The following is a 21,710-nucleotide window of genomic DNA, read 5'->3' on the forward strand; positions in this document are numbered from 1 at the left end:
TCGCTTTTTAGGATCCAGAGGCGGCAGGCCCTCCAGCCTCCGCCCCACCGCCCGGTCCGCCCCCATGTTCGACGAGCTTTCCCAGCGTTTTGAAGACGCCGTCAAGAGCCTGAGGGGACAGGACACGATCACCGAGGGCAACGTCGATGGGGCGCTCAAGCAGGTGCGGCGCGCCCTGCTCGAAGCCGATGTGAGCCTGGAGGTGATCAAGGGCTTCATCGCCGATGTGCGTCAGAAGGCGATCGGAGCCGAGGTGGTGCGGGGGGTCAGCCCGGATCAGCAGTTCATCCAGCTGGTGCACCAGGCGCTGGTGGAGGTGATGGGGGGTGCTAACGCTCCCCTGGCCCGGGCCGAGACCGCCCCCACCGTGATCCTGATGGCCGGCCTGCAGGGGGCGGGCAAAACCACCGCCACCGCCAAGCTCGGCCTGCACCTCAAGGAGCAGGGGCGCCGGGCCCTGCTGGTGGCCGCCGACGTCTACCGGCCCGCGGCGATTGACCAGCTGCAGACCCTGGGGAACCAGATCGGCGTGGAGGTGTTCAGCCTCGGGGCCGATGCCAAACCGGAGGACATCGCCGCCGCCGGCGTGGCCAAAGCCCGCGCCGAGGGCTTCGACACCGTGCTGGTGGACACCGCCGGCCGGCTCCAGATCGATGCCGCGATGATGGAGGAGATGGTGCGGATCCGCGCTGCAGCCCAGCCCGATGAGGTGCTGCTGGTGGTGGATTCGATGATCGGCCAGGAGGCGGCCGAGCTCACCCGCGCCTTCCACGACCAGGTGGGACTCACCGGGGCCGTGCTCACCAAGCTCGATGGCGATTCCCGCGGAGGTGCGGCCCTCTCGATCCGCCAGGTGAGCGGGGCGCCGATCAAGTTCATCGGCACCGGCGAGAAGGTGGAGGCGCTGCAGCCTTTCCACCCGGAGCGGATGGCCAGCCGCATCCTCGGCATGGGCGATGTGCTCACCCTGGTGGAGAAAGCCAGCAAGGAGGTGGAGCTGGCCGATGTGGAGCGCATGCAGCAGAAGCTGCAGGAGGCCTCCTTCGATTTCTCCGATTTCGTTCAGCAGATGCGCATGATCAAGCGCATGGGCTCCCTGGGCGGGCTGATCAAGCTGATTCCGGGGATGAACAAGCTCGATGACGGCATGCTGAAGCAAGGCGAAGCTCAGCTGAAGCGGATCGAGGCGATGATCGGCTCGATGACCGAGGCCGAGCGCAAGCAACCCCAACTGCTCGCCGCCCAACCGTCCCGCCGGCGGCGCATCGCCGCCGGCAGCGGCCACAGCCCGGCGGAGGTGGACAAGGTGCTCGCCGATTTCCAGAAGATGCGCGGCTTCATGCAGCAGATGACCCGCGGCGGCGGCATGCCCGGCATGGGCGGACTGCCAGGGCTCGGTGGTGGTTTTCCCGGAATGCCCGGAATGCCGGGGATGATGGGCCAGGGAGCTGCCATGGCGGGGGCGTCGGGGCGCGGTGCGGGCGCCGGCCCCCGGAAGACCAGCCGACCGGCCAAGAAGCGCAAGGGTTTCGGCCAGCTTTGACGGCGGGCATCAGCCTGGATGCCAAGAGTTCCCTTGGCCGCTGATGGCTCCTGTAGAGTCGTGGGCTGGAAATCCAATGACAACGCCACAATGATCAAGCTCCGCCTGAAGCGGTTCGGCAAAAAGCGGGAAGCGAGCTTCCGCCTCGTCGTCACCAACAGCACCTCCCGCCGGGATGGCCGTCCGCTTGAGGAACTGGGCTTCTACAACCCCCGCACCAAGGAAACCCGCCTTGATACCGAAGCGATCCGGGTGCGCCTCAGCCAGGGTGCCCAACCCACCGACACCGTGCGCTCCCTGCTGGAGAAAGGTGGCCTGATCGAGAAAACCATCCGTCCCGGCGAAACCGTCGGCAAAGCCAAGCAGGCCGCTGCCCGGGAAGCCCTGATCCAGCAAGCGGCCAAGCAAGCCGCCGAGGCCAAGGCAGCGGCCCTTGCCGCTGAAGCTGCTGCCGCTGAAGCCGCCCAATCGGCCCCCGAACCCGAACCGGTCAGCGCCGAAGCGTGAGCGTCCGGCCGATGGCCGGATCTGAGCGGATTGCTTCCTTCTCGATCAATCTCCCCGATCAGGCCGCCGCGCTCGCCCTGGCCGGCCAAGCCGAATCCACCTTGCGTCGGCTGGAAGCTCTCACCGGCGCCAGCTTTGTGCTGAGGGGGCTGCGGTTGGTGATCCAGGGGCCGCCGGCCCAACTCGAGCGGTCCGCCGCGCTGGTGGAGCTGGTCCGGCCGCTCTGGGTGGAGGGCCAGGCGGTGGCGCAGGCCGACCTCCAGACGGCCCTGGCGGCCCTCGACACAGGCCGTGGCGATCAGCACCGCGAACTCAGCAGCCAGGTGCTGGCTCGCAGCACGAAGGGCAAGCTGCTGCGGCCCCGCACCGAAGCCCAGCGGGCCTACGTGGAGGCAATCGAGCGCCATGACCTCACCCTGGCGATCGGGCCCGCCGGCACCGGCAAAACCCTGCTGGCCACCGTGCAGGCCGTGCGGATGCTGCAGGAGCGCCGCGTCGAGCGCCTGGTGCTCACCCGGCCCGCCGTAGAGGCCGGCGAGCGCCTTGGCTTTCTGCCCGGCGACCTGCAGCAGAAGGTGGACCCCTACCTGCGGCCCCTCTACGACGCCCTGCATGAGCTGCTGGGGGCGGAGCGCACCAGCGCGATGCTGGAGCGGGGTGTGATCGAAGTGGCGCCCCTGGCCTACATGCGCGGCCGCACCCTGGAAGGCGCCTTCGTGATCGTCGACGAGGCCCAGAACACGACAGCCACCCAGATGCGCATGGTGCTCACCCGGCTGGGGGAGCACTCCCGCATGGTGGTCACCGGCGATCCCAGCCAGGTGGACCTGCCCCGCCACCAGGTCAGTGGTCTGGCCGAAGCCGTTCGGGTGCTGGCGGGGGTGGAGGGGGTGGCGATCTGCCCGCTCACCGACGCCGATGTGGTGCGCCACCCCGTGGTGCAGCGGGTCGTGCAGGCCTATGCCCGCTTTGACCAGGACCGGGCGGCGGCGGACAACAGATAGGGAGATCCACACTCCACACCCCCAGCCACGCTGTCAGGATGGGCAAGTTCGATCCAAGAGCCATGCCGGCCAGCAGCAATTTCCAGGAAGCGATCCGCGAGGCCCAGCAGGGGGCCTTGGTTGGTCCCAATGTGGTCAACAAGGCCCTGCCCTACGTGGGCGGCGGCATGGTGCTCACGGCAGCCGGCGTGGTCGGTGGCCTGTCGATGATCGGCAGCCCGATCTTCATGCCCCTGTTCTGGGTGTCGTTGATCGGCAACTTCATCCTCTTCTTCGTCGCCCAGAACGCGGCGATGAAGGGCAACAACGGAACCGCCCTGCCGATCCTGGCGGCCTACAGCCTGATCACCGGCTTCACCCTCAGCGGCATCGTGGCGCTGGCGATCGGGACCGCCGGCATCGGGGCGATCGGCACGGCCGCCCTGGCCACCGGCATCACCTTCGTGATCGCCTCGGTGGTGGGGCGCAACATGAGCGACAGCCTCGGCCAAGCCCTCAGCGGCGTGGTCGGCCTCGGCATCCTCGGGCTGCTGATCGCCATGGTGGTGCAGATCGTGGGCGGGATCTTCATTCCAGGCTTCGGCGGCAACGGCTTCGAGTTGCTGATCGCCGGCTTCGGCACGGTGCTGTTCGTGGGAGCGGCCTTCGTGGACTTCTACACGATGCCGCGCACCTACAACGACGATCAATACCTGGCCGGCGCCCTGGGGATGTATCTCACCTACATCAACCTGTTCATCTTCATCCTGCGCCTGATCATCGCCCTCAACGGGGGCGGTCGCAGGGACTGAAGCCTGAGTCAAGGCTCAAGACACCGGGACCGGGCCAGCACTTCCAGACTCAGCCATGGCCAGGGAGTGTTCCCTGGCTTTTTCATGTTGGAATGCCTCCCATCTCAGGACTCCAGGCAGTCCTGGTCCAACCGCATCCCATGAGCAAAATCGCCCTGATCACAGGCATCACCGGCCAGGACGGCAGTTACCTCACCGAGCTGCTGCTGGAGAAGGGCTATGAGGTGCATGGCATCAAGCGGCGGGCCAGCAGCTTCAACACCAGCCGGATCGACCACCTCTACCAGGATCCCCACGAAAGCGATCCCCGCCTGGTGCTCCACTACGGCGATCTCACCGACTCCACCAATCTGATCCGGATCGTGCAGCAGGTGCAGCCCGATGAGATCTACAACCTCGGCGCCCAGAGCCATGTGGCGGTGAGCTTCGAAAGCCCGGAATACACCGCCAACGGTGATGCCCTCGGCACCCTGCGCATCCTCGAAGCCGTGCGCATCCTCGGCCTTACCCACAAAACCCGCATCTACCAGGCCAGCACCAGCGAGCTCTACGGCCTGGTGCAGGAGATCCCCCAGAAGGAAACCACCCCCTTCTATCCGCGCAGTCCGTATGGGGTGGCCAAGCTCTACGCCTACTGGATCACGGTGAACTACCGCGAGGCCTATGGCATGTATGCCTGCAACGGCATCCTGTTCAACCACGAAAGCCCCAGGCGCGGCGAAACCTTTGTAACCCGCAAGATCAGCCGCGGCCTGGCCCGCATCGATGCCGGCCTCGACCAGGCCCTGTTCATGGGCAACCTCGATTCCCTGCGGGACTGGGGCCATGCCCGGGATTATGTGGAGATGCAGTGGCGCATGCTGCAGCAGGAGGCACCGGAGGACTTCGTGATCGCCACCGGCCGCCAGGAGAGCGTGCGGCGCTTCATCGAGCTCTGCGCCCTGGAACTGGGCTGGGGGGGGATCGAGTGGAGCGGCGAGGGCCTGGGAGAAACCGGCCAGCGCGCCGATACCGGTGCCATGGTGGTGCGGATCGACCCCCGTTACTTCCGCCCGGCCGAGGTGGAAACCCTGCTGGGGGATCCCACCAAGGCCCGCGAGAAGCTGGGCTGGACCCCCACCACCACCCTTGAGGAGCTGGTGGCGGAGATGGTGGCGGCTGATGTGGAAGAGGCCTCCAAGGAGGCCACCCTGCGACGCGAAGGCTTCACGGTGGTGGGCTCGATGGAGAATCCGCCGGCATTGGTGAGGCCGTGAGCGGCCATTTAGGCCAGGGAGGCAGGGAATGGTGCTGATCACCAAAGCGGATCGGATCTTTGTGGCAGGCCACCGGGGCATGGCGGGCAGCGCCATCTGCCGGGCCCTGGAGGCCAGGGGTTACACCAACCTGCTCACGGCTACCCGCCAGGAGCTGGATCTGCTTGACCCGGCGGCGGTGGCGGCCTGGTTCGCCGCCAAGCGGCCGGAGGTGGTGGTGCTGGCGGCGGCCAAGGTGGGCGGCATCCTGGCCAACGCCACCTACCCGGCCGACTTCCTGCTGGAGAACATCAAGATCCAGAACCATGTGATCGAGAACGCCTGGCGCCAGGGCGCACGGCGGCTGTTGTTCCTGGGCAGCAGCTGCATCTATCCCAAGTTCGCCGAGCAACCGATCCGGGAGGAGGCCCTCCTCACCGGCGCCCTGGAGCCCACCAACGCCTGGTATGCGATCGCCAAAATCACCGGCATCCAGCTCTGCAGGGCCCTGCGTCAGCAGCACGGCTTTGACGCCATCAGCCTGATGCCCACCAACCTCTACGGACCGGGCGACAATTACCACCCCACCAACAGCCATGTGCTGCCGGCCCTGATCCGCCGCTTCCATGAAGCCAAGGAAGCTGGGGCCCCCAGCGTCACCTGCTGGGGCAGCGGCTCGCCGCTGCGGGAGTTCCTGCACGTGGATGACCTGGCCGATGCGGCGGTGTTCTGCCTGGAGCGTTGGCAACCCTCCATCACCCCGGCGGAACCCGATCCGCTGCAGTTCCTCAACGTGGGCACCGGCGTCGATCTGCCGATCCGGGAGCTGGCCGCCCTGGTAGCGGAGGCCGTGGGCTATCGGGGCGAGATCCTCTGGGACCGCAGCAAACCGGATGGAACTCCCAAGAAGCAGCTCGATGTGAGCCGTCTCGCCGCCCTGGGCTGGACAGCGAAGATCCCCCTGGCCGAGGGGTTGCGCCGCACCGCCGAGGCCTACGGCCGGGACTCCGAGCTGGCCAGCCTGCAGCGGCAATGAGGGTTCTGGTCACCGGCGGGGCGGGCTACATCGGCAGCCACGCGGTGCGGGCCCTGCAGCGGGCCGGCCACCAGCCGGTGGTGCTTGACAACCTGGTGTACGGCCACCGGGCTGTGGTGGAGGATGTGCTGCGGGTGCCGCTGGTGGTGGGCCAGGTGGGCGATCGGGCCCTGCTCGATCAGGTGCTCAGCGGCTCCCATCCTGTCCTTGCCGATGGCAGCACCGCCGGAGCATCGATCGACGCGGTGCTGCACTTCGCCGCCTACGCCTACGTGGGGGAATCGGTGCTCGACCCCGCCCGCTACTACCGCAACAACCTGGGGGACACCCTCACCCTGCTCGAAGCTCTGATCGCCCCAAGCCCGGGCAGCGATTCCGCCGAGCGGGAGGCCCCGATTCCGATCGTGTTCTCCTCCACCTGCGCCACCTATGGGGTGCCGGACCAGGTGCCGATCACCGAGGACACACCCCAGCGACCGATCAATCCCTACGGCCGCAGCAAGTGGATGGTGGAGCAGCTGCTCGCCGACTTCGGCCGCGCCTACGGGCTGCCGAGCGTGATCTTCCGCTACTTCAATGCGGCCGGCGCCGATCCAGCCGGCGACCTCGGCGAGGACCACACCCCGGAAACCCACCTGATTCCGCTGGTGCTAGATGCCCTCGCCGGCCGCCGACCCGACGTGAAGCTGCTCGGCGACGACTACCCGACCGCCGATGGCAGCTGCATCCGCGACTACATCCACGTCAGCGATCTCGCCGATGCCCATGTGCTCGGCCTGGAGCGGCTGATGGGCCAGGGGAGCCCCGGGGCGCCTCGGCCCCAGGCACCCCTCATCTACAACCTCGGCAACGGCGCCGGCGCTTCGGTGCGGCAGGTGATCGCCGCCGCGCGGGCGGTGACGGGCCGGGATCTCACGGTGACGGTGCAGCCGCGCCGAGAGGGCGACCCGCCGGAACTGGTGGCCAGCGCCCGCAAGGCCAAAGAGGAGCTGGGCTGGCAGCCGTGTTACCCGGAGTTGAGCACGATCCTGCGGCACGCCTGGGCCTGGCATCAGCGCCGCCACGGCCTGGCGGTGGGGTGAAATGGACAAGAATCGTTCTGATCGGAAAAAATAGAAGGAATTGCCAGCCTGCCTGATCCAGTCACCACAGAGCAAGCCAGTCAGTACCAAAAGCATCATCATGAACACTGCTTGGCCGATTTCCAAGTTCAGCCCATCCATTCCCATGAATTCCCCAAGAAACAGTCCCTAGTTGTAGGATGGTAAAGAGGCTGCTTGAGCCCTGCTCGCGCCCAATCACAGCCCCAAGCCATTCCTATGCCTAATTGATTGCACTGTTACCTGTTCATTTGATTCGCGCTGAGAAGATGACGTCAAAGAATAGCATCGCCAACGCTTGGCTCATCCACCAATCAATGGGACAGGGATTGCCGAAATCACCTCATCCTCGTCTAAAGATTACCGGTCATTGATAGTAACCATAGGCACAGCATTGCAAAGGTCCATTGAGCGTCTGCACCATGTTTAAGCAAGCGATGTTCCGTCTTCTGCCAAACAGCCTGAGGAGGACCCTTCGCACCCAGGCCACCTTGGTGCTGGCGCCGTTCATTGAAACGCAACCGGCACCGAAGTTGATCCGGGCAACCGCCCGCGAGCAATGGAAGCTGATCATGTTCAATTTCGGCACCAGCCTGCTGGAAGCGTTCAGCGAAGGGGCCAGCCTGGCGGTGATCTTTCTGGCGGTGGACCTACTGAGCAACCCGATGGCTTCGGATGGAAGCACGGGCATGAACTGGTTGGCAAATCCGCTTGTTGGGCGTTTCCCGAAACTGGTGGAAATGCTCGCGGGAATGCCGCACACTGCGATCATCCTGGCCCTGCTTGCCCTCGCTGTGCTGCTGCAGGCCATCCAAAGCCTCACCCGTTACTTGAATGGGGTAACCGTGGCCTATTTCAGCGCCCGATGCACTGCCTTGGTCACGGCAAAAATCCACAGCCAGATCCTCAGCCTCACCTACCCATGCTCCAGCAGCTATACGGTGGGTGATCTCACGGATTACGCCGCGGTGGGTTCCCAGGCGGTCAGCGTCCAGATCACCCAGAGCAGTCAACTCCTGTTGCAGATGCTGCTCACGGGCGTCTATCTCACGGTCCTGATTTCCCTTTCGCCTTGGTTGTTGCTGCTGGCAGCTGGCGTGGCATTAGCCATCACCCTGCTGCAGAAGCAGTTGCTGCCTCGTATCGGCAGGCAAGCAAACCGGGTCACCGATAGCCAGCTGGCGATCAACACATTGATCACCGAAGACTTTCAGGGCCTGCGGCTGTTGCATACTAGCGGTCAACTGGAAGCTGCTGATCAGGCAGTCCGACACCAGATGTGGGAAATGGAGTTAGGAATGCGACGGCAGAGCCAACTGATGAACATCATCGGGCCCGTTTCGTCATTTTTGCCGATTGCCGCGATCGCCTTGATCGCCGGGCTGAGCCTGTCCGTGTTCGGAGCACGGGGCACTGGCGTGCTGCCCAGCCTGGTCACCTTCGTGTTGACCCTGCAACGATTGAATGTGCGCCTTGCAGGCATCGCCAGCACCTTCAACAGCATCGCCGAGAACAGCGGCAGATTCAAACGGCTCAACCAGATCCTTTCCCCCGAAGGCAAGCAGTTCCGACGCCAAGGTGGGATTCCCTTTGAAGGGCTTCGTAATGAAGTTTGGCTGCAGGAAGTGGGGCTGCAATATGCGCCAGACTTGCCTCAAGCCCTCAAACAGATCACCTTGAAACTTCCCAAGGGGCACACCGTGGCGCTGGTGGGAGCAAGCGGGGCTGGCAAGAGCTCGATCGCCGATCTGCTGGTGGGGCTCTACGAGCCCACAGAGGGTCGGATACTGGTTGATGGCACTGATCTTGCCACGTTGAACCTACAAAGCTGGCAGCAACAGATTGGTGTGGTGAGCCAGGACACCTTCCTTTTTAATGCCTCTATAGCGAAGAATATCGCCTTTGGCTGCCCCCGGGCAAGCCATAAAGACATCGAAGTCGCCGCTGAAGTGGCCCAGGCTGCAGGGTTCATCAACCTGTTACCGAAGGGATACGACACCCTGGTAGGAGAGCGGGGCTACAAGCTCAGTGGCGGCCAGCGGCAACGGATTTCCCTGGCCCGGGCGATCCTGCGAAACCCGGAATTGCTGATTCTTGATGAAGCCACGAGCGCCCTCGACAGCCAAAGCGAACGGCTGGTCCAGGAGGCCATCGAGCGTTTCGAGAGGGAACACACTGTTTTAGTGATCGCCCACCGCTTAAGCACGATCGTGAACGCTGACCAAATCTGCGTGATGGACCATGGCAAGATCCTGGAACGGGGTCACCATCAAGAGCTTCTTGAACGGGATGGGCATTATTCCGTTCTTTGGAAACAGCAAGCCTGCCTTGAAAATGAGACGCCACGTATCCAGTTACCATCATCATCAATTTGAGCCAAGGCTTTCCCTCTTCCCTGCTCTGCCCCTAAGATCTGCCGAGCCAATCAGCCCTCGGAACTTGCCTTGATCCAGTGGCTCTAGAGGCGGATCTTGATACCCGGTGTGAATCGGAAGGCGTTCATGTCTTGATCGTCTCAAGAGGCAGCCCAGTTGCTAGCCATCCTGCAGAGCCATCTCCTGGCCATTCCACTGAGCTTAAACGAATTGCCAGTACACGACAGGCACTGCTCTGTGCCCTGGAGCACTGTGCGGTGGAAGTGATGCGCACCGCACAAGATGAGGACGTTCAGCACTCGACCTTACGTTGAACCCGATATGGTTCCAGGCTCATTTAGCCTGAGGCGATGGCCAACCAAAACCTGTCCACCCTCCAGGAGATGAGGTAGGTGCTGCATCAGCGCTTCGAGGCGGAATTTCAGAGGCGCGTTCAGGCATCTCTGGCAGCCACGGCTTCGAGTGCTGATGGATCCGGTGATGATGGATACGAGGCGTGGCTGCTCGGCTCCAAGGCCCGCCGGTGCCCCGGATCGTATGGATCAATCACTCGCCGAAAACCCCAGCATGGTGGTTTTTACATGACTGGAGCGGACGGAAATCCTCATACTTGAGGTGCCCTAATGTAGGCATGCTTCCAGACTGGATTCTTGGCCACATTCATTTTAATTTCGTCGCTCAACTACTTAATTAGCTGCCCATGAAGTTCCGCTCAAGAGTTTTTTCGAAACTTAGCATTCATTATCTAAGGATTACCAAGTACATTTTGCGACGTATGGGCTATCGCGTAGTCCCTACTGGTCTCGGCTATTTTGATGCAGCAGCTGTCATCGAGGAGGCGAAGAAGAGGGGATTATCCATATGCGAGTATCTTGAAGAATCAAATTTAGGTTCTGTCGGAAGCAGAAGGGACTTGGTTGTTGGACTTATTGAGCAATGTCATTTGCAAAGTAATGTGGATTCGATTCTAGAAATAGGCTCGGGGACTTGTATGTTCCTTGAAAAGCTTATCAAGTCGGATAAGCCCGTATCTGTAGATATGTATGAACCTGATATTCCGTGGCTTTCATATGGAAAGCAAGCAATTTCAAGCCTGGGAATCAAGGTCAATGCCTGGCCTTCGGATGGCCGCTCACTAGATCGAACGGCCAGCCAGAGTATTGACAAAGTGTACGCACACGGGGTTTTTGTATATACTACTGCCTTAAGAACATGTGGATACTTCATGGAGGCTTCGAGGGTTCTTAAGAGTGGAGGATTGTTTATATTTGACGTTTTTATCGCAGAGAAAGCAATCTGTGAGGTTATCGAAAGGTTTCGTCTTTCCAACCCTGATGGATATGATTTTCCTGTTTTTATGCATTCAAATTGGATTACAAGTGCGGCTCACTCATGCGGATTTGAGATCATTAATCGCTTTGATACACCCTATCATGGGATAAACACAACTTACTTCATTCTTCAAAAGAAGTAGCTTGCAGTACACTCTGTCTGTTGCAATCACTCCCCTTTGGGCATTGTTATGAAATCCCCCTATTTTAGTCAGGTTGTACATTGCGGGAGGACCCTGGCTTTGATACTTGGATCTCAGTTTAAGGACGACGGAATTTGTTTTTTTACTCCTGGAGATTTCACCCAGCAGCTCGGGTACATGAACCGCCCCGAGGGCTACGTGATCCCCCCCCACGTTCACAACCCCGTGGCTCGCGAGGCTCAGTTCACCAAGGAGGTGCTCTTCATCAAATCCGGCAAGGTGCGGGTCGATTTCTACAATGACGACCAGACCTACCTCGAAAGCCGCATCCTCGAAACCGGCGACGTGATCTTGCTCGCCTACGGCGGCCATGGCTTCGAGATGCTAGAACCAACCGAGATGATCGAAGTGAAGCAAGGTCCCTATGTAGGCGACCAGGACAAAACCCGCTTCGAAGGCGTCCGTGCCGATCAAACCGTGATCAAGCCATGAACCAGCCCTTCGATGCCAGCACTCTCTACTACGACCTCCTCTACCAGCAGAAAGACAGCGCTGCCGAAGTCAACTACGTCGACCAGCTGTTGCGGCGCCATGGCATCCCCGGCACCTCACTGCTGGAATTCGGCTCTGGCACCGGCCGCCACGGCTGCCTGCTGGCCGAGCGCGGCTACCGCGTACATGGGATCGAGCGCAGCGACGCCATGGTGCAGGCCGCCCAGCAGGCGCCCGGCTTCACCTGCCAGCAGGGCGACATCACCACCACCCGTCTGAGCCAGCCGGTGGATGCGGTGATCTCCCTGTTCCATGTGCTCAGCTACCAAACCAGCAACGCCGCCGTACAGGCCACCTTCGCCAACGCCGCCCACCACCTCCCCAGAGGTGGCCTCTTCCTGTTTGACGTCTGGTACTCTCCCGCCGTAGCAGCCCAGCAACCCGAGGTTCGCATCAAGCGCATCTCCACCCCAGATCTGGCCATCACCCGCATCGCCGAACCCACCATCCACCCCAACGACAACAGGGTGGACGTGCACTACACCTTTTCGCCCAGCACACCGGCAGCGGGGAGCTGCACACCTTCAACGAAACCCACCCCATGCGCCACTTCTCCTTGCCGGAACTCGACCTGTTCGCCGAAGCGACCGGATTTGATCGCCTCTGCGCCGAAGAATGGCTCGAGGGAGATCCGCCTTCGGCGGCCACCTGGGGCGTATGCCTGGTGCTGCGCAAGCAATGAGCGATTTCATCCCAGTCAACGAGCCCGTGATCGGCGATCGTGAGAAAGAGCTGGTGATGACGTGCCTCAACACCGGCTGGATCTCGTCAGAAGGACCGTTCGTGAGCCAGTTCGAGGAATCATTCAGCCGCCGCGTTGGCCGCAAACACGGCGTGGCCTGCTCCAACGGCACCGCAGCCCTCGACCTGGCCGTAGCTGCCTTGCGCCTCGGCCCCGGCGATGAGGTGATCCTGCCCACCTTCACGATCATCTCCTGCGCCGCCGCCATCGTGCGCGCCGGCGCCACCCCCGTGGTGGTCGACGCCGATCCCGTCACCTGGAACATGGTGCCCGAGCAGGTGGCCGCCGCTGTCACCCCCCGCACTGCCGCAATCATGGTGGTGCACATCTACGGCCTGCCCGTGGATATGGACCCAATTCTCGAGCTGGCCGAACGCCACCAGCTCGCCGTGATCGAAGACGCCGCCGAACTGATCGGCGGCACCTACAAGGGCCGCCCCTGCGGCTCCTTCGGGCACATCAGCACCTTCAGCTTCTACCCCAACAAGCACATCACAACTGGCGAAGGCGGCATGGTCGTCACCGACGACCATGCCCTTGCCGACCGCTGCCGATCACTGCGAAACCTCTGCTTTCAACCTAAGCAGCGGTTTGTGCATGAGGAGTTGGGCTGGAATTATCGGATGACGAATCTGCAGGCGGCACTTGGGTTGGGGCAGCTGGAAAGCCTAGACCAAGCACTAGAAAAGAAACGCAGCATTGGTCACGAATATACTAAGTTACTAAGCAAAGAAGACGCCCTGCAGCTGCCACATGAAAATACTGTCTACGCCCAAAATCTCTACTGGGTCTTTGGCGTTATTCTTAAAAACCCAAACACAAGTGCCGGGGAAATAATGGGCAAACTTGGTACTGTCGGGATAGGAACGCGCCCATTCTTTTTCCCTATACATAAGCAACCAGTTTTCCTGGCCCATGGCCTATTCATCAATGAGATCCTTCCAATCGCTGAAATGCTATCAACACAGGGTTTTTACCTGCCTAGCGGCCTTGCACTCACAACCCAACAAATCAATGTCATTGCACCACAGCTTCTCAAGCAATGCACACCCTACCCTGACTAAGAGGCCCCCTTATCAACACTTCAGCCAACCACCAAGCAGGCAAAACCAAAGATTCATCACCAACTATATTTCATGATGCAAGCGTTATTGGTTGCTAATTTTAACTGGGCTGGTATATCAACCCCACTAATTAATACCGCTGGGTTTCTTCTTGATGAAGGCTGGTCTGTCAAGATTTTTGCCATATGCCCTGATTTTGGGCGTTTCCCATTTCCAAAAGACATTGAAAAACGGGCTCAGATCATAGCATTTTTTCCAACGAAAAGATCTCTTCAGCTTGGGTACATTTTAACCGCATTGCGTCTTTTTTCTGAAGCAAGGAAGAGCAGTCTAACTTTTCTGTTCGATGCCGAAGCTCTTCTCAACTTCCTGCCAATTCCCGGCAAACGAAGTAGCGCTACTATATACTATTCCCTGGAATTCTATGAACCTAAAAAGAGATTTGCTAGATCAAGAAAACAACTTGAAAGAGTATTGGCAAATAACTGCAGTGGCACTATTACTCAGTCCGGCATGCGTGCTGCATTTTTAAAACGTCAAGGCATCAGAACAGATATTTGGATAGTTCCAAACTCTCCCCGTGGCCCCTACCTAGGAAACCAACAGAGCTTTTCATTAAGCTGGGATGAAACATCCACAGCCAAGTTTGTATTACTCTGCATAGGCACGCTAGGCTATGAAACAAGAGTAGACGAGATCTTGTCATGGTACTCAATCAATCAAGCTTGTTGCTCACTTCTATTGCATGGCTGGTTTGTCTCGGATGATGTAAAATCAACTGCCATGAAAATAGCATTCAACAACAAGGAGTCTGTGCGTATATCAACTGACCTGAAAGACGAAGTCGAAAAATGGAGCATTTATGAGAAATGCGATGCCGTGTTTGTCGGGTTCTCATCTAAAAGTCCTAATTATCAACTAGCCGCAGGATCAGCAGGAAAACTCTATGACGCAATTCGAACCGGCAAGCCTGTTATCGCTTTAAACTCACCCGGAATGAGGGATATTGTGGAAAAACTTGGCATCGGGGTTGTAGTCAACAGAATTTACGATTTGGGCGACGCAATTAGACAGATCAAACTAGATCCCAGCTTCTATAAAAGAAATTGCGAAGCCGCTCACAATCACTTTTCTCACGATCAACATCTCAGAAAAGTAGTAGAAGGAGCCTTGCCAGCAAAGTAAGCCAAACTCTATATCATTCGACATTTCTTGAAGCCATCACAATGCAAGTCAACAGCCCTGAAAAATCAAGACAACCTATGCTTGTTAAGCATATCATACGAATTAACATCTATTATAGAATCACTTTCTAGTGCTGATAAAAAAGTAAAACTGTGATCGATCCATCCCGCTACAGCCTCACCTCCGAGGAACGCACTGCCATCGAACAGCTCCTCGCTGAAGTGGGGCCAGATCCATCCCTAGAACAGATCTGGCAGCTGATGGATCAGGCTTGGCAGCATTGTGGCTGCGACAACCGTGAGCCCAACCCTGGGCGGCTGGCTGTTTTCTACAGACACCCAATCTGGCTCCTGAACGGGATGTTCATCGAGCAGCACAGCATCTCGATGGGCCATCGCCAGGAGATCACCGCCGCTGTTGCCGCCCTGGCACCTCAGAGAGTGCTCGATTTCGGCGGTGGCTTCAGTACACTCGCCCGCCTTCTGGCTGCAGCCCTGCCCGAGGCGGAGATCAGCATCTGCGAGCCCTACCCGCCGCGCCACGGGATCGAAAGCTGCAAGCCGTTCACCAACATCCGCTTTGTACCAAACCTCACCAGCCAGAGCGTCGACGTGCTGGTGAGCACCGATGTGCTCGAACACGTCACCGACCCGCTGGCCCTGCTGGCGGCGATGGTGGATACGGTGCGTCCCGGCGGCCACCTGCTGATCGCCAACTGCTTTTATCCGGTGATCGCCTGTCACCTGCCCTGCACCTTTCACCTCCGCTACAGGTTCGATGACTTCTGCCAGGCCTTGGGGCTGGAGTTGCTGGGCCCCTGCGAGGGCAGTCACGCCACCATCTACCTGCGCAGCAGCGTCGTTGAGCCGGATTGGCCCGGGCTCCGGGCGATGGAGCACCGCTCGCAGCGGCTGTTTGCCTGGCAGGAGTGGAAAGCGAAACACCTGAGCCCCTGGGGGCAGCGGGCTCGCCTGGCGGTGGCCCAACCACTCCACTATCCGCGCAAGTTTCGCAACGTTATCAGGCTCTCCCGCTGAACATCCTCCACGTCAACCAATCAGATATCAGCGGTGGCGCCGCCCGTGCCCCTACCGCATTCACCGCAGCCTGGTGAATCACGGCGCTGCCCATGGCCTGCAATCACAGATGCGCGTGATCAGCCAGCAGTCCGATGACCCAACCGTGACCGGAGGCCTGCCGTTGGCGATGCGCCCAATCAGACGCCGCCTTTATCCCCGCCACGGCATCGAAAGTTGCCGGTCTTTTGCGAACATTAACTTCGTTTCTGAACTCCCTGCCAGCTCCTACGACGCTTTGGTCTGCACTGATAAACTGAGTACGTTCAGGATCCGTTCGCTTTGCTTGAGCAAATGGTGAGTGCCGTCAGCCGGGGCGGGATTCTGGTGATCGCCAACTGAATTCATCCCGTGATTGCTTGTCATCGTTCCTGCACATTTCACTTCCGCTACAGCCCCGATCGTTTTTGTCAGGAACTGGGTCTGGTGGTGGAGGGAGCATCTCCCGGCGGCCATGTTGTGTTCTGTCGGCGTGCATGCTTCCTAGATCCCAACTGGTCAGGATTACGCCGCATGGAGAGGCGTTCACGGCTCGCGTTTCCTCTTAAGGAGTGGAAGCGGCATCATCTCCTCGCCCTGGCAACGGCGGTCAAGCGAATTGATAAGTCATCATTGAAGACAGCTAATTTTAATGAATTCCTAAAGTTTAACTCTTTTTCATCATCAAGGCTTGAGAGACTTTTGCCTGCTCTGCGTTGTACAGTGCTGCAAAATGGTGCAATTTACTTTGTCCAGTGGATTATTTCAGGATATGAATTAGTGATAACTTCTTTGAAGCCTAGCTATTCACATAGCCTCGATATTTGTGTTGATAACCTCTCGCCAAAAGAATTAGTCGGTCGCATTTGGCTATGATGAAAATGTACCTTATAGTCTCCATCCCTCCTATACTTCGGTGCGTTCAGTATGCCAGTGCGGATAATGATAGCCTTCAGAATCTTGCAATTCAGTCCTGGAAGGACTCAGGATTCACTCCCTTATCCGTTAATACGATAGCTGAACTCAATCGATACCCTGAGCATGCCCAAGAGCTGGCCAGAATGGGGGTTGATTGTTTTTCCGTTGAAGCACCGAAATTGCCGTATCCAGATTATCTTCCATCCTTGCGCGCAGCACTACTGAGAGTTATTGCAGCTTTCCCAGAATCCTTAATTGCCGTTACAAATGCCGACATAATCTTTAATCTTTCTGAATCGGGATTGACAACCTTGCGGCTTTTAGGCGAAGCGAATTGTCTTGTGGCGCACCGTACTGACATCGATTCTCTAGGCCATAAGCCAACCCTTGCTGATCAGTCTATTGTAGCTGAAGGCAATCCATCTTTCTTTGGAAGTGGAATTGATTTTGTTGCAGCTAAAGCCTGCTCATTCAGTACAACATTGGATTGTTTATCCGGTGACTTGATACTTGGGCTGCCATGGTGGGATCTGTTTCTGCCACTTGCATTAGTCGCCTCTAATCATAATCTGAACCATCTTGATTCAACTCAGTTTCTCCACTTCCGCCATTCTGATCGCTGGGAAGAAAAATGGTGGAATCTTATTGGCAAGAAATCCTCTAGATTTTTTTACTTAGCAGTCAGAAGAAATGTTATGGAACCACCCATTCGCAAGTGGATTGATGGATACTTGAGAGCCTCAACACCTCTTCGTGCTCTTAGGGAAACGGTGCGGAGGTTAAAATGTCGATTACGTGCTTTTGCATTGCAAAAACAATACGTGCAGAGCTTGGATCCACGTCTCCTTGACATTGTTTATCTCACTGAGAGCCTAGTCTGTATTCCTCCCCAGATGCACTAATCTACTCTAAATGATCCAACAATTGTGAATTACCGCCTGTGATTAAAGTTCAGCACTACAATCCTGTCGACAACCACGGGGGCGCAGCTCGAGCTGCATTTCGCATTGTTAGAGCCCTAGTAGCATGTGCGAATGCTACAGATATTGAAGCTTCTATGCGTGTGATTAGAAAGTATTCAGAGTGCATTGACGTGATTGGTGGATCTCCTCCGGTTTCGGTAACAAAACGCATTGCCGCCAAGGCTGAAAGACTTGGGCGCAGATTTTTAGTATCTCAAGGTGATCCGTTTAAGTCTCTAAATCCAAGCACCCTTGATTTGTGCATCAACAAGTCTGCTTTTAATTTTGAGATCAATCAAGCTTCTGTCGATGTTCTTCATCTTCATTGGCTTGGTAACTACCTAGGTGTGGATTCACTTTCTATCGAAGAGATCGGCCGCCTCAGCAAACCTGTGGTCTGGACCCTTCACGATCAGTGGGCCTTCTGCGGCGCCGAGCACTACGTGACTCCCCCGCCGGCCGTGGATGAGCGATTCGCCGAGGGATATACCGCCGCCAACCGGCCGTCTCACGAATCCGGCCCCGATCTCAATCGCCATACCTGGGAGCGCAAACGCCGCTCCTGGCAGCGGCCCATGCACATCGTCTGCCCCAGTACCTGGCTGGCAGACTGCGCCCGCCGCAGCGCCTTGATGCGCAGTTGGCCGATCACGGTAATCCCCTATCCGATCGATCTCAAGGTTTGGGCACCATGCGATCAGGCTCAGGCCCGCAGGCTGCTCGGTTTGCCGTTGGATCGCCGCCTGGTGCTGTTCGGTGCCATCGGTGGCACTGGCGACCCGCGCAAGGGTGCTGATCTGCTGTTGAAGGCCCATGGCCACCTCAAAGCCACTGCCACGGGCATCGCGCTGGAACAGCTCGAGCTGGTGATATTCGGCCAAAGCCGGCCAGCTGAACTGCCTGATCTCGGCTTTCCCGTTCACTACAGCGGCCAGCTCCACGACGACATCAGCCTGCGGCTGCTCTATGCCGCCGCCGATGTGTTCGTGATCCCCTCGCGCCAGGACAACCTTCCCAACACCGGCATCGAAGCCCACGCCTGCGGCACGCCCGTGGTGGCCTTTCGCACCGGCGGACTGGTCGACATCGTGGAGGACCGGATCACTGGGGCTCTGGCTGAGCCGTTTGATCCGGCATCACTGGCAGCGGCCATCGCCTGGGTGCTCGACGATCCCCAGCGCCGCAGGAAGCTCGGCGTCGCGGCCCGGCAACGTGCCGAGCGACTATGGGAACCGGCGCGGATCGCGGGGCTGTATGCGGAGGTGTACAGGCAGGCAGTGGCTGCGGCCTCGCCAGCATCAATCTTCTGATGCCGCCACTGCGGCACTCGACGCCCCGAACTCTGAGGCAGTGCTTAAACTGAGCGCCGTTAGTCTGCTGATCACGTTGACGCCAACCGGCAGCGAGACAGCAGGCCCGCACCAGTGAGCGGGTCCACCAGCTGAATCAGTTTGCTTGGAGAGCCGGGGACGGGAAGGTGCTCGACAGCTCCAGTGGCTTTCGCATGCCTGGCCTGCAGTGGCAACTGGAGGAGAACTGGGCGGGGTGAAACCATGCGTCAATGGTTCGGCGAACTTCGGGGCAGGACCATGGGCCAGGCACGCTTTCAGGATGCATCTTTAGGAGGTTGAAGCGGGGACCCTGCCCCACCAACTGATCTGAGCGCTGCCGACCTTCAACATCAGCAGAGCACCCGCACCCCGGCAAGAACATGTATACCATACTACATTTCGAAGGTTACCCAGATCAACCTGATCATCATCTGGGATGATTGAACTAAGCGAGAACCATCGCCAAGGTCGCCGTCATTGCAAGAAGTCCCGATCCAAGACTTCCCCTCACGGGCTGGAGGAAGCAACCTCTGGATCTACTGTGGTGACGTGTTGAAAATCCTTTGATCGCGACGACAACCATGGAGCGCGAGCCATTGACCTGCAGGGGGTCATCAAATGGCCGCTATATGGGCTAGCTTCCTTCCTACCCAGATCACTGGTCTCATAGAGAATGCCTCGAGGACCTGAACGATCACCTTCTCGATCTGTACTGCTTCAACCCTCTGCGAGTTGGCTCCAGGTACCCCGCCCTGCGCTTCGGCCTTGATGCCTACAGCGGCGAGCATCTGGAACGCCTCAAGCCATCCATGCTTGTTGGTTTTCATGGCTGGTAACGGGATCGCCAGCGCCTCGCCGAATGCAGAGAGGATCTTCTGTCCACGCTGCAACCTGGTTGGAGCCGCTTCCTGGAGTGCTTCGGATACCGCTTCCAGGAGAATGGCCCGTAAGAGTTGTTCGATGCCATCCCCTCCCGGCTGAGCTGATCACCGGATGGCCCACCCTCACCTCCTTTACATCGGCGACGTTCCAATCCGCCCCGACCGCTCCGGCGGCAGTGTGGTGCTGTGGCGCCATCAGCAACTCCTTCACTCCGCCGCACTCACAGAAGCCCCCTCCTGGCTCGGCTACCGCCCAGGGTTAGGGGCCTGGATCACCCGCTCGCTGCGAAGGTGCAGGCTCGGGCGCCTTGTGCTCATCCTGCAGCCATGGCTTCGGCGCCTGGATGGGCACCTACCGGAGGCCACTCGCACTCTGCTGCGTCGGGAGGCCGAAGCGATCCTCACGGTGGGCCACGGCCTTCGCTGGGTCGATGCCTTGATCGCCGCCCGCAGCTGCAATCTGCCACTTATCACGATTGTGCACGACTGGTATCCCGATGCCAGTGGTTGTCCGCGTTGGGGTGTGGGGCTCTGGGATCGAGCCTTCCGAGGATTGGTCGCCCGCAGTGATTTGGTCTTGGTTGTGTCTGAGGGGATGGCCGACCAGCTCAGGCCCCATCCAAACCTGCTGGTGTTGCCACCGATGCCTGATCCCGGCTTGCAGGTTTCGCCGCCGAGGAAACCCCACCCGGGCCCCTGGAGGATTTACTACTCCGGCTATTGCGGAGGCCTCTATCGGCCTCTGTTGCAGGCCCTGATCGAAGCCGTGGCTTCGGATTCCCGCTTCGAGCTGCATGTCTCCGGATCGGAGCAGCAGGGGCTGACATTCCCTGAAGCTGGTGGCCGCATCCGCTGCAGTGGCTTCCTTGAAGGGTATGAGTGGCAGCAGGCCTTCGATGAAGCCGATGCCCTGCTGGTGCTGCTGAGCTTCGACCGCCGCCACCATCGCCATCTGGCCACCCACTTCCCGAGCAAGCTGGTGGAGTACGCCAACCGCGGCCGGCCGATCGTGATCTGGGGGCCGCCCCTGAGCAGTGCTGTGAAGTGGGGCCAAGGCCAACCGCAGGTTCTGTGCTTCTCGAGCGGAACAGCGTCGGATCTGCTCCATACCTCCAATCGCTGGTTAGCTGAGCAGCCGCCTACCAAGGCTATCACCACTGGCTTCCAGGCTCAGCAAATAGCCGAGCAGTTCAATCAGGCGGTGAAGCAGTTGTTGAAGCCGTCTGGCTCCACGCCGGCCTGATCAATGCGGATAACATCGCGTTTCAGGTGGTTGAATGCTTTGGGCAACATTGTTCATACTTCATCTTGGCAGCTGAAGCAACTCGATTTCAAGACGCTATCATTCATCATCATGCCAGCAGTATCAACCAAATGATGAGTCTTCAATCTGCCCGGGTAAATGTTCTGGATTATATAATTGCATCACTGGCGCCAATCATTGGCTATCTGGGAAAACGGTATCACCAATGCGGAGCTGTGAACATGCCGCGAAGCAGGCGCGCATTTCGCCAGGCTGGCATTTACCCAATCCCACGTCATTACTACTTCCCGCTCTTTCACGATGGAGACTTTGATCGCAATCAAGAGCGACAACTGCCAGGTATCGATCTCCGTGCCAACGAGCAGATAGCATTTCTGAACAAATTGGTATATGTTGACGAGGTGGTTCAGCTTGGCATGGAAAGGAGTTCAGCCAGCCCTCTTCATTTTCGCTTGGGAAATGGCCTTTTTGAAAGTGGTGATGCTGAATTTCTTTATCAATTTATCCGCTCTATCAAGCCTCACAAAGTCATCGAAATAGGCGGAGGGTACTCCACAAAACTTGTTAGGGAGACTCTGGAAAACCCCACCACCCTGCGCGAGAATGGCCGTGTGATCGCAGGCGTGAACAGGGTTCATGGGCATCAAGCAGCTCGGCTTTGGTGATTACGAGCAGTCCACGGCCAAAAAGC

At 58.9% G+C, this 21,710-nt stretch carries 20 protein-coding genes; 19 read left to right on the forward strand and 1 reads right to left on the reverse strand.

Annotation, left to right across the window (positions count from 1 at the left end):
• Nucleotides 1–64 precede the first annotated feature (64 nt).
• The 17 genes from ffh (at nucleotide 65) to KBY66_RS11245 (ending at nucleotide 18,853) form a co-directional block, all read left to right on the forward strand.
• Nucleotides 65–1,543, forward strand: a complete 1,479-nt coding sequence (ffh, locus tag KBY66_RS11165; RefSeq protein WP_255089564.1) for a signal recognition particle protein — start codon at nucleotides 65–67, stop codon at nucleotides 1,541–1,543.
• 90 nt (nucleotides 1,544–1,633) lie between these two features.
• Nucleotides 1,634–2,050 (forward strand): 30S ribosomal protein S16, encoded by a 417-nt coding sequence (rpsP, locus tag KBY66_RS11170; RefSeq protein WP_255089566.1) that lies wholly within the window; start codon nucleotides 1,634–1,636, stop codon nucleotides 2,048–2,050.
• Between the two features lie 11 nt (nucleotides 2,051–2,061).
• On the forward strand, nucleotides 2,062–3,054 hold the full coding sequence (locus KBY66_RS11175) for a PhoH family protein (protein WP_255089568.1): 993 nt from the start codon (nucleotides 2,062–2,064) through the stop codon (nucleotides 3,052–3,054).
• A gap of 62 nt (nucleotides 3,055–3,116) precedes the next feature.
• Nucleotides 3,117–3,845: a Bax inhibitor-1 family protein gene (locus tag KBY66_RS11180; RefSeq protein ID WP_255089569.1), complete on the forward strand. Its 729-nt coding sequence runs from the start codon at nucleotides 3,117–3,119 to the stop codon at nucleotides 3,843–3,845.
• A gap of 140 nt (nucleotides 3,846–3,985) precedes the next feature.
• Nucleotides 3,986–5,101: a GDP-mannose 4,6-dehydratase gene (gene gmd / locus KBY66_RS11185; RefSeq protein WP_255089570.1), complete on the forward strand. Its 1,116-nt coding sequence runs from the start codon at nucleotides 3,986–3,988 to the stop codon at nucleotides 5,099–5,101.
• Nucleotides 5,102–5,129: 28 nt separating this feature from the next.
• On the forward strand, nucleotides 5,130–6,116 hold the full coding sequence (locus KBY66_RS11190) for a GDP-L-fucose synthase family protein (RefSeq protein ID WP_255089571.1): 987 nt from the start codon (nucleotides 5,130–5,132) through the stop codon (nucleotides 6,114–6,116).
• Nucleotides 6,113–7,198 carry a UDP-glucose 4-epimerase GalE gene (gene galE, locus KBY66_RS11195; protein ID WP_255089573.1) on the forward strand — a complete coding sequence of 362 codons (1,086 nt, stop codon included), beginning with the start codon at nucleotides 6,113–6,115 and terminating at the stop codon, nucleotides 7,196–7,198. Before KBY66_RS11190 ends, galE begins: the two co-directional genes overlap by 4 nt.
• Nucleotides 7,199–7,653: 455 nt before the next feature.
• Complete coding sequence (locus KBY66_RS11200) at nucleotides 7,654–9,591, forward strand: ABC transporter ATP-binding protein (protein ID WP_255089575.1); 1,938 nt, start codon at nucleotides 7,654–7,656, stop codon at nucleotides 9,589–9,591.
• Nucleotides 9,592–10,366: 775 nt separating this feature from the next.
• Nucleotides 10,367–11,065, forward strand: coding sequence for a class I SAM-dependent methyltransferase (locus KBY66_RS11205; RefSeq protein WP_255089576.1), 699 nt, complete (start codon nucleotides 10,367–10,369; stop codon nucleotides 11,063–11,065).
• A gap of 177 nt (nucleotides 11,066–11,242) precedes the next feature.
• Complete coding sequence (locus KBY66_RS11210; RefSeq protein WP_255089580.1) at nucleotides 11,243–11,557, forward strand: hypothetical protein; 315 nt, start codon at nucleotides 11,243–11,245, stop codon at nucleotides 11,555–11,557.
• The gene (locus tag KBY66_RS11215; protein WP_255089581.1) at nucleotides 11,554–12,342 is read left to right on the forward strand and encodes a class I SAM-dependent DNA methyltransferase; all 789 of its coding nucleotides are present in this window, start codon (nucleotides 11,554–11,556) and stop codon (nucleotides 12,340–12,342) included. The genes KBY66_RS11210 and KBY66_RS11215 overlap by 4 nt, the downstream gene beginning before the upstream one ends.
• Complete coding sequence (locus KBY66_RS11220; protein WP_255089582.1) at nucleotides 12,296–13,423, forward strand: DegT/DnrJ/EryC1/StrS family aminotransferase; 1,128 nt, start codon at nucleotides 12,296–12,298, stop codon at nucleotides 13,421–13,423. Before KBY66_RS11215 ends, KBY66_RS11220 begins: the two co-directional genes overlap by 47 nt.
• 75 nt (nucleotides 13,424–13,498) lie before the next feature.
• On the forward strand, nucleotides 13,499–14,608 hold the full coding sequence (locus tag KBY66_RS11225) for a glycosyltransferase (protein WP_255089583.1): 1,110 nt from the start codon (nucleotides 13,499–13,501) through the stop codon (nucleotides 14,606–14,608).
• Nucleotides 14,609–14,760: 152 nt separating this feature from the next.
• The gene (locus KBY66_RS11230) at nucleotides 14,761–15,645 is read left to right on the forward strand and encodes a methyltransferase domain-containing protein (RefSeq protein ID WP_255089584.1); all 885 of its coding nucleotides are present in this window, start codon (nucleotides 14,761–14,763) and stop codon (nucleotides 15,643–15,645) included.
• Between the two features lie 390 nt (nucleotides 15,646–16,035).
• Nucleotides 16,036–16,539, forward strand: a complete 504-nt coding sequence (locus KBY66_RS11235; protein ID WP_255089585.1) for a hypothetical protein — start codon at nucleotides 16,036–16,038, stop codon at nucleotides 16,537–16,539.
• Nucleotides 16,540–16,544: 5 nt separating this feature from the next.
• Entirely contained in the window at nucleotides 16,545–17,483 is a 939-nt protein-coding gene (locus KBY66_RS11240; RefSeq protein WP_255089586.1) for a hypothetical protein, read from the forward strand.
• Between the two features lie 155 nt (nucleotides 17,484–17,638).
• Entirely contained in the window at nucleotides 17,639–18,853 is a 1,215-nt protein-coding gene (locus KBY66_RS11245) for a glycosyltransferase (RefSeq protein ID WP_255089592.1), read from the forward strand.
• A gap of 635 nt (nucleotides 18,854–19,488) precedes the next feature.
• On the opposite strand, the gene KBY66_RS11250 is transcribed toward KBY66_RS11245, so the two are convergent.
• Nucleotides 19,489–19,701, reverse strand: a complete 213-nt coding sequence (locus KBY66_RS11250; protein WP_255089587.1) for a hypothetical protein — start codon at nucleotides 19,699–19,701, stop codon at nucleotides 19,489–19,491.
• 166 nt (nucleotides 19,702–19,867) lie between these two features.
• On the opposite strand from KBY66_RS11250, the gene KBY66_RS11255 reads away from it, so the two are divergent.
• Both KBY66_RS11255 and KBY66_RS11260 read left to right on the forward strand, forming a co-directional pair.
• Nucleotides 19,868–20,998: a glycosyltransferase gene (locus tag KBY66_RS11255; RefSeq protein WP_255089588.1), complete on the forward strand. Its 1,131-nt coding sequence runs from the start codon at nucleotides 19,868–19,870 to the stop codon at nucleotides 20,996–20,998.
• Nucleotides 20,999–21,063: 65 nt separating this feature from the next.
• Nucleotides 21,064–21,684, forward strand: coding sequence for a hypothetical protein (locus tag KBY66_RS11260; RefSeq protein WP_255089589.1), 621 nt, complete (start codon nucleotides 21,064–21,066; stop codon nucleotides 21,682–21,684).
• Nucleotides 21,685–21,710 lie beyond the last annotated feature (26 nt).

This window comes from Synechococcus sp. Tobar12-5m-g (assembly GCF_024345415.1).
GTDB lineage: Bacteria > Cyanobacteriota > Cyanobacteriia > PCC-6307 > Cyanobiaceae > Regnicoccus.

Bases quoted from the DNA above. Each gene is read 5' to 3' on its own strand.
- gmd (WP_255089570.1), top strand. From the start codon at position 3,986: ATGAGCAAAATCGCCCTGATCACAGGCATCACCGGCCAGGACGGCAGT.
- KBY66_RS11225 (WP_255089583.1), top strand. From the start codon at position 13,499: ATGCAAGCGTTATTGGTTGCTAATTTTAACTGGGCTGGTATATCAACC.
- KBY66_RS11180 (WP_255089569.1), top strand. From the start codon at position 3,117: ATGCCGGCCAGCAGCAATTTCCAGGAAGCGATCCGCGAGGCCCAGCAG.
- ffh (WP_255089564.1), top strand. From the start codon at position 65: ATGTTCGACGAGCTTTCCCAGCGTTTTGAAGACGCCGTCAAGAGCCTG.
- KBY66_RS11200 (WP_255089575.1), top strand. From the start codon at position 7,654: ATGTTCCGTCTTCTGCCAAACAGCCTGAGGAGGACCCTTCGCACCCAG.
- KBY66_RS11245 (WP_255089592.1), top strand. From the start codon at position 17,639: ATGCGTGTGATTAGAAAGTATTCAGAGTGCATTGACGTGATTGGTGGA.
- KBY66_RS11240 (WP_255089586.1), top strand. From the start codon at position 16,545: ATGTACCTTATAGTCTCCATCCCTCCTATACTTCGGTGCGTTCAGTAT.
- KBY66_RS11220 (WP_255089582.1), top strand. From the start codon at position 12,296: ATGAGCGATTTCATCCCAGTCAACGAGCCCGTGATCGGCGATCGTGAG.
- rpsP (WP_255089566.1), top strand. From the start codon at position 1,634: ATGATCAAGCTCCGCCTGAAGCGGTTCGGCAAAAAGCGGGAAGCGAGC.
- KBY66_RS11215 (WP_255089581.1), top strand. From the start codon at position 11,554: ATGAACCAGCCCTTCGATGCCAGCACTCTCTACTACGACCTCCTCTAC.
- KBY66_RS11205 (WP_255089576.1), top strand. From the start codon at position 10,367: ATGGGCTATCGCGTAGTCCCTACTGGTCTCGGCTATTTTGATGCAGCA.
- KBY66_RS11255 (WP_255089588.1), top strand. From the start codon at position 19,868: ATGGCCCACCCTCACCTCCTTTACATCGGCGACGTTCCAATCCGCCCC.
- KBY66_RS11175 (WP_255089568.1), top strand. From the start codon at position 2,062: ATGGCCGGATCTGAGCGGATTGCTTCCTTCTCGATCAATCTCCCCGAT.
- galE (WP_255089573.1), top strand. From the start codon at position 6,113: ATGAGGGTTCTGGTCACCGGCGGGGCGGGCTACATCGGCAGCCACGCG.
- KBY66_RS11250 (WP_255089587.1), bottom strand. From the start codon at position 19,701: ATGAAAACCAACAAGCATGGATGGCTTGAGGCGTTCCAGATGCTCGCC.
- KBY66_RS11210 (WP_255089580.1), top strand. From the start codon at position 11,243: ATGAACCGCCCCGAGGGCTACGTGATCCCCCCCCACGTTCACAACCCC.
- KBY66_RS11190 (WP_255089571.1), top strand. From the start codon at position 5,130: ATGGTGCTGATCACCAAAGCGGATCGGATCTTTGTGGCAGGCCACCGG.